This is a genomic window from Plasticicumulans sp., assembly GCF_035331805.1.
Classification (GTDB): domain Bacteria; phylum Pseudomonadota; class Gammaproteobacteria; order Competibacterales; family Competibacteraceae; genus Plasticicumulans.
This window is the reverse complement of record NZ_DAOLKE010000135.1, coordinates 1-8,930: the sequence shown is the minus strand read 5'-3', so window position 1 is coordinate 8,930 and position 8,930 is coordinate 1. Positions and strand designations below refer to the sequence as shown.

The window sequence follows — 8,930 nt, the reverse complement described above, 5'->3', positions numbered from 1 at the left end:
TGGCCGCGCTGTTCGGATTCCACGCGGCGAGCGGGGCGGCACCGCTGTATGCGGTGATCGATCTCGGCACGCTCGGCGGCGGTTCGTCGCAGGCCCTCGGCCTCAACAACGCCGGGCAGATCAGCGGCATTGCCGCGCTCACCAACAACGCCGGTGCCAACGCCTTCCTCTACAGCGGCGGCGTGATGACGGATCTCGGCACGCTCGGCGGCGCGACCAGCAACGGTCAGGACATCAATGCCGCCGGGCAGGTCGTCGGTTCGTCGCTGACGGCCGGCAACAGCGACACGCATGCCTTCCTCTACAGCGGCGGCACGATGACGGACCTCGGCACGCTCGGCGGTGCGAGCAGCGGCGCGGCGGCGATCAACAACCTCGGGCAGGTGGTCGGCTTTTCGCAGATCGCCGGCAACCTGCAGTCGCATGCGTTCTTCTTCGACGGCACGACGATGAACGATCTCGGCACGCTCGGCGGCACGACCAGCGTCGCGCTCGATCTCGATGACAGCGGCCGCATCGTCGGCCAGTCCTTCGACAGCAATGGCGATGCGCATGCCTTCCTGTACGAGGCCGGGCTGATGAACGACCTCGGCACGCTCGGCGGCACGACCAGCACCGCCGCGGCGATCAATGCCGGCGGCCTCATCGCCGGCTACGGGCAGATCACCGGCGACACCGGCACGCATCCGTTCCTCTACAGCGGCGGCGTGATGACGGATCTCGGCACGCTCGGCGGCGACAGCGACTTTCTGGTGGCGCTGAACGCCGCCGGTCAGGGCGTCGGCATGAGCTTCCTGCCGGGGGCGGCGTTTCCGGTGGGCCTGTTCTGGGACGGCGGAGCCTTGCGCGACCTGAATGCGCTGATCGATCCGGCCTCGGGCTGGACGATCCGGGGGGCGACCGACATCAACGATGCCGGCTGGATCGTCGGCTACGGCAACGACGGCGGCATCGACACGCGCGCGCTGCTGCTGGTGCCGCTGGCGGCGATTCCGGAACCGGACCTGCTGACGCTGATCGGGGCCGGGGCGTGGCTGCTCGGGCGCCGCCGGCGGGAGACGACGTGAGGGCGGAGGTCGATCACGCTTCAATGCGCGGTTTGCGCCCGCTTTCCCCAGGCCCTCACCCGTGAGCGGAGAGGGACTGAAAAGACGGTGTGTTCGGCCGTGATCGGCATGAGGCCGGGGCCGTACGTCTGCCCGCGGCCCCGGCGGGACGGGGCGACTGCCGGCCGGGGCCTGCGGCCCGCATTGCCATATGGTCATGAAACTTCGCTTGTGCCCGGTCAGACCACGGCGCATAAGCGCCGCTGCGCAGCGTCTGTTCCAGCCCCGCTATCCCGGGGACGGCAGGCTCTTCGTCAGGAAGCCCATCATGTTGTCACTGCAGGACTGTTGCGATTTCTGTTCGCTTTCCGAAGACGAAGTGGCGGCCATCGCCGAGCACGAACATCTGCCCGAGGTCGCGGCGGCCGGCTGCGGGCAGGAGCTGCTGCAGTCGGCGGCCGGCATCTTCAGGCTGCACGACTTCATCCGCGACGACATCGGCGTCGCCCGGGTGCACGGCGATACCGCGCATGCCTGCCATCTCGAAGCGGTGCTGAGCGGCTTCGAACACAGTCACCCGGAATCGCTGCGTCTGCACTGAGCGCCCGCCGGCGCCATGTTCAGTCAGCGGCGAGCAGGGGCTGCAGCCGCGCCAGTGCGTGCTCGAGTTCGTCCGGCTGATCGGTGCGCAGCGTGGCGTGGCCGACCTTGCGCCCGCTGCGCGGGGCCTTGCCGTAGTCGTGCCAGTGCAGGCCGGGCGTGGCGAGAAACGGCCCCGGCTCGGGCAGCCGGCCGATGAAGTTCAGCATCGCGCTGTAGCCGACGGCGCGCGTCGAACCGAGCGGCAGGCCGCAGACGGCGCGCAGGTGGTTCTCGAACTGCGAGGTCTCGGCGCCTTCGAGGGTCCAGTGCCCGGAGTTGTGCACGCGCGGCGCCATCTCGTTGGCGATCAGCGTGCCGCCGACATCGAAGAACTCGATCGCCAGCACGCCGACGTAATCGAGCGCATCGAGCACGGCCTGCGCGTGGGCGCGGGCCGTGGCTTCGAGGGCTTCGGCGTCGGCCGGCGCGCGGGACAGGCGCAGGATGCCGCCGGTGTGGACGTTCTCGACCAGCGGCCAGAACACGGTCGTGCCGTCGGCACTGCGCGCGGCGAGGATCGACAGCTCGCGCGTGAACGGCACGAAGCCTTCGAGGATCAGCGCATGGCCGGCGAGTTCGGCCCAGGCGGCATCGAGGTCGGCGCGCTCGCGCAGCACGCGCTGGCCCTTGCCGTCGTAGCCGAAGCGGCGCGTCTTCAGCACCGCCGGCAGGCCGGTGGTGGCGACGGCGATCGACAGTTCCTCGCGGCTGTCGACGGCGGCATACACCGGTGTCGGGATGTCGAGTTCGCGGAACAGGGTCTTTTCGGCGAGGCGGTCCTGCGCGGTGCCGAGCGCGCGCGGGTTCGGCGCGACCGGGACTTCGGCGGCGAGATGTTCGAGCGCCGCGGCCGGCACGTTCTCGAAGTCGAAGGTGACCACGTCGCAGCGGCGTGCGAGCTCATCGAGCGCGTCCGGATCGTCGTATTCGCCGTGCAGCTGCGTGGCGACCTGACCGGCGCAGGCATCCTTCGCCGGATCGAGCACGATGAAGTGCAGGCCGAGCGGATAGCCGGCGAGCGCCAGCATGCGGGCGAGCTGGCCACCGCCGACGATGCCGACCGTCAGGCCGGAAGGATCGACGGGCTCACTCACAGCGGCAGCCTCGGGTCGGGATCGGCGAGCACGGTGTCGGTCTGGCGGGTGCGGAAGGCGCGCACGGCCTCGCGGATCGCCGGGTACTTGCCGCCGAGCATCGACGCGGCGAGCAGCGCGGCATTGATCGCCCCGGCCTTGCCGATCGCCAGCGTGCCGACCGGGATGCCGCCCGGCATCTGCACGATCGACAGCAGCGAATCGAGGCCGTTGAGCGCCGCCGACTGCACCGGGATGCCGAGCACCGGCAGCACGGTCTTGCTCGCGACCATGCCCGGCAGGTGCGCCGCGCCGCCGGCGCCGGCGAGGATGACTTCGAGTCCGCGTGCCTCGGCGCTGCCGGCGTATTCGAACAGCAGGTCGGGCGTGCGGTGCGCCGAAACCACGCGCACTTCATGCGGGACGCCGAGGTTTTCGAGCGTCGTGGCGGCGTGTTCGAGCGTGCTCCAGTCGGACCTGGAGCCCATGATGAGACCGACGAGGGGAGAGGGTGCGTTCATCGGCGCATTCTACCGGCCACCCCCGGTCCGGCCAACGCGCGATGCGAACGCGGAGCATTCCGCAGCGGCCGGCGCGCAGGCCGTCATCCGGAAAGCGGCGGCGGCGCCGATGAAAGCAGCGCCGATGAAAAAGGACGGACGGGAGCGTGTCCCCGTCCGTCCCCGGCATGAGCAGGCGTCGCGCCGGCAGGCAGCGACGCTGCGAAGCGTCGGCTCAGAAGAAGCCGCGCGGGTTCTGGCTGTAGCAGACCAGCAGGTTCTTGGTCTGCTGGTAGTGGTCGAGCATCATCTTGTGCGTCTCGCGACCGATGCCGGACTGCTTGTAGCCACCGAACGCGGCATGCGCCGGGTAGTGGTGGTAGCAGTTGGTCCAGACGCGGCCGGCCTGGATGCCGCGGCCCATGCGGTAGGCGCGCACGCCGTCGCGGGTCCAGACGCCGGAGCCGAGGCCGAAGATGGTGTCGTTGGCGATTTCCAGCGCTTCGGCTTCGTCCTTGAAGGTCGTGACCGACAGCACGGGGCCGAAGATCTCCTCCTGGAAGATGCGCATCTTGTTGTTGCCCTTGAACACCGTCGGCTTGATGTAGTACCCGCGGCCGAGGCTGTCGCCGAGCTGGTTGCGCTCGCCGCCGATCAGGCACTGCGCGCCTTCCTGACGGCCGATGTCGATGTACGACATGATCTTCTCGACCTGATCGGCCGAGGCCTGCGCGCCGACCATGGTGTCGGTGTCGAGCGGATCACCCTGCTTGATGCGGCTGACGCGCTCGACGGCGAGCGCGAGGAACTCGTCGGCGATCGATTCCTGCACCAGCGCGCGCGACGGGCAGGTGCAGACCTCGCCCTGGTTCAGCGCGAACATCGCGAAGCCTTCGAGCGCCTTCTCGCGGAAGGAGTCGTCCTTCGCCATCACGTCGTCGAAGAAGATGTTCGGCGACTTGCCGCCGAGTTCGAGCGTCACCGGGATGATGTTCTCGGTCGCGTACTGCATGACCAGACGGCCGGTGGCGGTCGAGCCGGTGAAGGCGATCTTGGCGATGCGCTTGCTGGTGGCGAGCGCCTGGCCGACTTCGCGGCCGAAGCCGTTGACGATGTTCAGCGTGCCGGGGGGCAGGATGTCCTGGATCAGCTCGGCGAGCACGAGGATCGAGACCGGGGTCTGCTCGGCAGGCTTCAGCACGATGCAGTTGCCGGCACCGAGCGCCGGGGCGATCTTCCACGCCGCCATCAGCAGCGGGAAGTTCCACGGGATGATCTGGCCGACGACGCCGAGCGGCTCGTGGAAGTGATAGGCAACCGTGTCGTGGTCGATCTCGCCGATCGAACCTTCCTGCGCGCGGATGCAGCCGGCGAAGTAGCGGAAGTGATCGATCGCGAGCGCGGTGTCGGCGGCGAGCGATTCACGGATCGGCTTGCCGTTGTCCCAGGTCTCGGCGACCGCGAGCATCTCCTGGTTCGCCTCCATGCGGTCGGCGATCTTCAGCAGGGTGTTCGAACGCTCGGTCGGCGAGGCCTTGCCCCACGCATCCTTGGCGCGGTGTGCGGCATCGAGCGCCAGCTCGATGTCGGCCGGCGAGGAGCGCGGAATCTCGCAGAACACCTTGCCGTCGACCGGCGAGACGTTCTCGAAGTAGCGGCCTTCGACCGGCGGCACCCACTCGCCGCCGATGAAGTTGGCGTAGCGCGACTTGAAGGTGACCTTCGAACCGGGCTGGCCAGGCTTTGCATAAATCATGAGGCTCTCCTGCATCTTCTTTGATGGGTGGTCGTCACGGCCGTCTGCTGCGGTCGTGCCAGTTTGGGCAGGAGAGCCATCGCAATATGGATGCCATTCTATAAAGTGACATTCATAAAAAAGCTTCCTGTGGGAAAACAGGAGTTTGTGACATTGCTGAAAATTCATTCCCATGAAAAAGCCAATGGAAATCGTCCCTGCAGCGGCACAGGCTGTGACGCCGCTCCGGCGCAGACAAGGCGCTGCACCGGGTGCGACACATACAACTGATTGATACGAAAGAGGTAGGCGAAACCGTGGCGGGGCGGGTGCCGGGGCTTCAGCCGATGGCGGCCAGCACGATGCTCGAAGCCTTGATCCAGGCCGTGCAGGGCTGACCCGGTTCGAGGCCGAGCGCCTGCAGGCTTTCCATCGTCATCATCGCCGTCAGCCGCTTGCCGCCGGCGAGCGCGATCTGCACCTCGGCATTGACGGCGCCCGGGCCGATGCAGAGCACGGTGCCATCGAGACGGTTGCGGGCGCTGGTGCGCAGTCCGGCCTCCGCCAGCGCCAGCATCACCTGCGTGGCCTGCACCAGCGCCAGCACCGCCGCCCCCGGCACCAGGCGCAGGGCCTCGACATCCTGGCGCCCGACGATGGCCACCAGCCGGTCCTGGGCGCCGATGTCGATGACCACCTCGCTCGACACCGCACCGGCCGCGACCCGCGCCACCCGCCCGGAAAACAGGTTGCGCGCCGTCGTGCGCAGCCCGAACAGCAGGCCGAGACCGGGCAGGTCGCCGAGCATCTGCGGATCGTCCATGGCAATCAGATCAATCAGCTGGCGCTGCATGCGCTCGATCGCGCGGTAGCGCGCGACGATGCGCGCGCCGTATTCGGTCAGCCGCGAACCGCCGCCGCGCTGGCCGCCGGCGACGCGCTCGACCAGCGTCTGCGGCGCGAGGTTGTTCATCGCGTCGATCGCATCCCAGGCCGCCTTGTAGCTCATCGGGATCGCGCGCGCGGCGGCCGAGATCGAGCCGCTGTGCTGGATGTGTTCGAGCAGTGCGACGCGCTCGGGCTTCAGCAGCGTCTGCCCGTCGCGCGCGAAGAAGGCGAGCTGCGTGGCGATGTCGGCCGGGGACGGAGGATCGATCGGGCTCATGGGCTTGAGAGTCGCCACTGTACTTCGCTATATATTTTGATTCATATAAAGTCTGCCGCGTCCGGCCAGCCGACCGGGCATCCCTGCCGTCCGTCACCGAGGTCCGTCGCCGTGTCCAGCGCGTCGTCCACCCTGCCACGCCCGCCGCTGAAGGTCAGCGCCGGCAACCAGATTCACGGTCATGTCGTCACGGTCGAGCGCGGCGCGGTCAACGCGGAGGTGCTGATCGACATCGGCGGCGGGGCCTCGATGGTGGCGATCGTCACCGACGAGAGCATCGACGCGCTGACGCTGCGTCCGGGCCGGGAAGTCTATGCGCTGGTGCAGGCGTCGAGCGTGATCTTCACGACCGAGCGCATGCCCTTCGTCTCGGCGCGCAACGCGCTGTGGGGCGTCGTCGATGCGCTGCGCACCGGCGCCGTCAACGACGAGATTTCCATGCGCCTCGACGCCGGCCAGCGCGTCACCGCGACGCTGACGCACACCAGCGTCCACGAACTCGGGCTGGCACCGGGGCGGCGCGCCTGCGCGCTGATCAAGGCTTCGAGCGTGCTGCTCGCCGTGCCGGCCTGAGGGGCCGCGCGGCTGCGGCGCCGTGCATGCCCCATGACGAAAAAAACCCGAGACAGAAGCCCCCGAGGAGTCGTCGCGATGTCCTTCCGTCCTTCGCTGCCGGGCCTGCGCGCCGGCCTCTGTGCGCTGCTGCTGTCGGTGCTGTCGCTGCCGGTGCAGGCGGCCGAGCGCTTCATCACCGTGGCCTCGACCACCTCGACCGAGCAGTCCGGGCTCTTTGGTTACCTGCTGCCGAAGTTCACCGGAAAGACCGGCATCGAGGTGCGCGTGGTCGCGGTCGGCACCGGTCAGGCGATCAAGATCGCGCAGCAGGGCGATGCCGACGTGCTGTTCGTGCACCACCAGCCCTCCGAGGAGAAGTTCGTCGCCGAGGGCTACGGCGTGCAGCGCTTCCCGGTCATGTACAACGACTTCATCGTCGTCGGTCCCGGCACCGACCCGGCCGGCATCGAGGGCGGACACGACGTGGTCGCGGCCTTCAGGGCCATCGCCGGAAAGCAGGCTCCGTTCGCTTCGCGCGGCGACGATTCCGGCACGCACAAGGCCGAACAGGCGCTGTGGAAGGCGGCCGGCATCGACGTGAAGGCCGCTTCCGGTAGCTGGTATCGCGAGACCGGCTCGGGCATGGGGCCGACGCTGAACACCGCCGCCGGCCTGCCGGCCTACGCGCTGACCGATCGCGGCACCTGGCTGTCGTTCAGGAACCGCGGGCCGCTGAAGATCGTCGTCGAGGGCGACAAGAGGCTGTTCAACCAGTACGGCATCCTGCTGGTCAGCCCGGCGAAGTTCCCGCACGTCAGGCAGGCCGACGCCCAGGCCTTCATCGACTGGGTGATCTCGCCGGAAGGCCAGCAGGCCATCGCCGGCTACCGGATCAACGGCGAGCAGCTGTTCTTTCCGGATTACGGCCGCTGAGGCGCCGGCGCGGGGCGAACTTCCGCGTCCGCGCGCCGTCTGCCTGCGCACGCGGCCGGCGCGCTGGGTGCCGGCGCGCCATACGGAGAGAGAATCCGCCATGCGCCTCGATGCCGGCTGTGAGCTCGAATTTGAAATCCTCGAACCGACGCCGATGCTGCTGATGCTGCGTCCGCGCAGCGGCGAAGGTCAGTGGGTGGAAGCGGAACGCTACGCGCTGCAGCCGCGCGTGCCGGCCAGCGAGTACGCCGATGCCTGGGGCAATCTCTGCCAGCGCATCGTGGCCCGGCCCGGGCGGCTGCACATCTCGACGCAGGTGCGCGTCGACACCGATGACACGATCGCGCTCGCGCCCGGGGCGCCGCGCACGCCGGTCGATCAGCTGCCGGTCGAGGTCATCGGCTTCCTGCTCGCCAGCCGCTACGCCGAATCCGACGCGCTCGCCGATCAGGCGCGCGACGTGACGGCCGGCGCCACGCCCGGCTACGACCAGGTCGAGGCGATCCGCGCCTGGATCCACCGCAGCTTCGAATACCGCTACGGCGTCAGCAACGAATCGACCTCGGCGCGCGACACGATCCGCATGCGCAAGGGCGTGTGCCGCGACTTCGCGCACGTCGGCATCGCGCTGACGCGCGCGCTCGGCATCCCGGCCCGCTACGTCGCCGGCTACCTGCACGAACTGGAGCCGATGGACCTGCACGCCTGGTTCGAGGCGTATGTCGACGGGCGCTGGTACACCTTCGACGCCACGCAGGCCGGGCCGCGCGGCGGGCGCGTGATCATCGGCTACGGCCGCGATGCGCTCGACGTGGCGCTGGCGACCCCGTTCGGCGACACGAAGCTCGACAACATGCAGGCCTGGGTGCGGGCGGTGCCGGAAGCCGCCGGCTGAGCGGGCCGCAAACGGCCGCGGGCCCTGCGCCGATCCGGCGACAGGGCCCGCGGTGTTTCCGGTGGAGTGCGGGGAAGCGCGTATCCGGCTTCCCGGTGAAGATCGGCGCGGAAAACCTCACGCGCCGGCGCCGGCCGGCGCCGGGCTTACGACCAGTAGCCCGGAATCCACAGCCAGCCGTCCGGACGCTGCTCCCAGCGGCCCGGCACCCATTCGGCACTCTGCTGCGGCGGCTGCTCCCAGGTGCCCGGCGTCCATGCCCAGGCGCCGTTCTCCCAGCTCCAGTGGCCCGGCACCCAGCGGTATTCCGGGGCCGGCTGGCCGACCGGCTGCTCGACGCGCGGCGGCGGTGGGTCTGCGCCCGGAGCCAGCCCCAAGGCGAGGGC

The 8,930-nt window shown here is 69.2% G+C and carries 10 protein-coding genes; 5 read left to right on the top strand and 5 right to left on the bottom strand.

All coding sequences use genetic code 11. From position 1 onward, the window contains the following. Together PKE44_RS10820 and PKE44_RS10815 are read left to right on the top strand one after the other, a co-directional pair. A partial coding sequence (locus PKE44_RS10820) for an HAF repeat-containing protein (protein ID WP_324550963.1) occupies positions 1 to 1,067 on the top strand: 1,067 nt, incomplete at its 5' end. A gap of 196 nt (positions 1,068 to 1,263) precedes the next feature. Next, entirely contained in the window at positions 1,264 to 1,647 is a 384-nt protein-coding gene (locus PKE44_RS10815) for a hypothetical protein (RefSeq protein WP_324550962.1), read from the top strand. Between the two features lie 19 nt (positions 1,648 to 1,666). Here PKE44_RS10815 and PKE44_RS10810 read toward each other — a convergent pair whose 3' ends face one another. The 4 genes from PKE44_RS10810 to PKE44_RS10795 all read right to left on the bottom strand — a co-directional run bounded on the left by PKE44_RS10810 (position 1,667) and on the right by PKE44_RS10795 (position 6,161). After that, a complete protein-coding gene (locus PKE44_RS10810; protein ID WP_324550961.1) occupies positions 1,667 to 2,782 on the bottom strand; it encodes a 5-(carboxyamino)imidazole ribonucleotide synthase in 1,116 nt (371 codons plus the stop codon). After that, positions 2,779 to 3,282 (bottom strand): 5-(carboxyamino)imidazole ribonucleotide mutase, encoded by a 504-nt coding sequence (gene purE / locus PKE44_RS10805; RefSeq protein WP_324550960.1) that lies wholly within the window; start codon positions 3,280 to 3,282, stop codon positions 2,779 to 2,781. Before purE ends, PKE44_RS10810 begins: the two co-directional genes overlap by 4 nt. Before the next feature lie 214 nt (positions 3,283 to 3,496). Continuing rightward, on the bottom strand, positions 3,497 to 5,017 hold the full coding sequence (locus PKE44_RS10800) for an aldehyde dehydrogenase family protein (RefSeq protein WP_324550959.1): 1,521 nt from the start codon (positions 5,015 to 5,017) through the stop codon (positions 3,497 to 3,499). A 319-nt stretch (positions 5,018 to 5,336) separates the two neighbouring features. Beyond that, positions 5,337 to 6,161 carry a TOBE domain-containing protein gene (locus tag PKE44_RS10795; protein ID WP_324550958.1) on the bottom strand — a complete coding sequence of 275 codons (825 nt, stop codon included), beginning with the start codon at positions 6,159 to 6,161 and terminating at the stop codon, positions 5,337 to 5,339. Between the two features lie 111 nt (positions 6,162 to 6,272). On the opposite strand from PKE44_RS10795, the gene PKE44_RS10790 reads away from it, so the two are divergent. From PKE44_RS10790 to PKE44_RS10780, 3 genes are all read left to right on the top strand, one after another. Further along, positions 6,273 to 6,734: a TOBE domain-containing protein gene (locus tag PKE44_RS10790; protein ID WP_324550957.1), complete on the top strand. Its 462-nt coding sequence runs from the start codon at positions 6,273 to 6,275 to the stop codon at positions 6,732 to 6,734. A 78-nt stretch (positions 6,735 to 6,812) separates the two neighbouring features. Further along, the gene (locus tag PKE44_RS10785; RefSeq protein ID WP_324550955.1) at positions 6,813 to 7,649 is read left to right on the top strand and encodes a substrate-binding domain-containing protein; all 837 of its coding nucleotides are present in this window, start codon (positions 6,813 to 6,815) and stop codon (positions 7,647 to 7,649) included. Positions 7,650 to 7,749: 100 nt separating this feature from the next. Beyond that, on the top strand, positions 7,750 to 8,544 hold the full coding sequence (locus PKE44_RS10780; RefSeq protein WP_324550953.1) for a transglutaminase family protein: 795 nt from the start codon (positions 7,750 to 7,752) through the stop codon (positions 8,542 to 8,544). A 146-nt stretch (positions 8,545 to 8,690) separates the two neighbouring features. Here PKE44_RS10780 and PKE44_RS10775 read toward each other — a convergent pair. Continuing rightward, the coding region (locus PKE44_RS10775) for a hypothetical protein (protein WP_324550952.1) at positions 8,691 to 8,930 on the bottom strand (240 nt) is incomplete at its 5' end.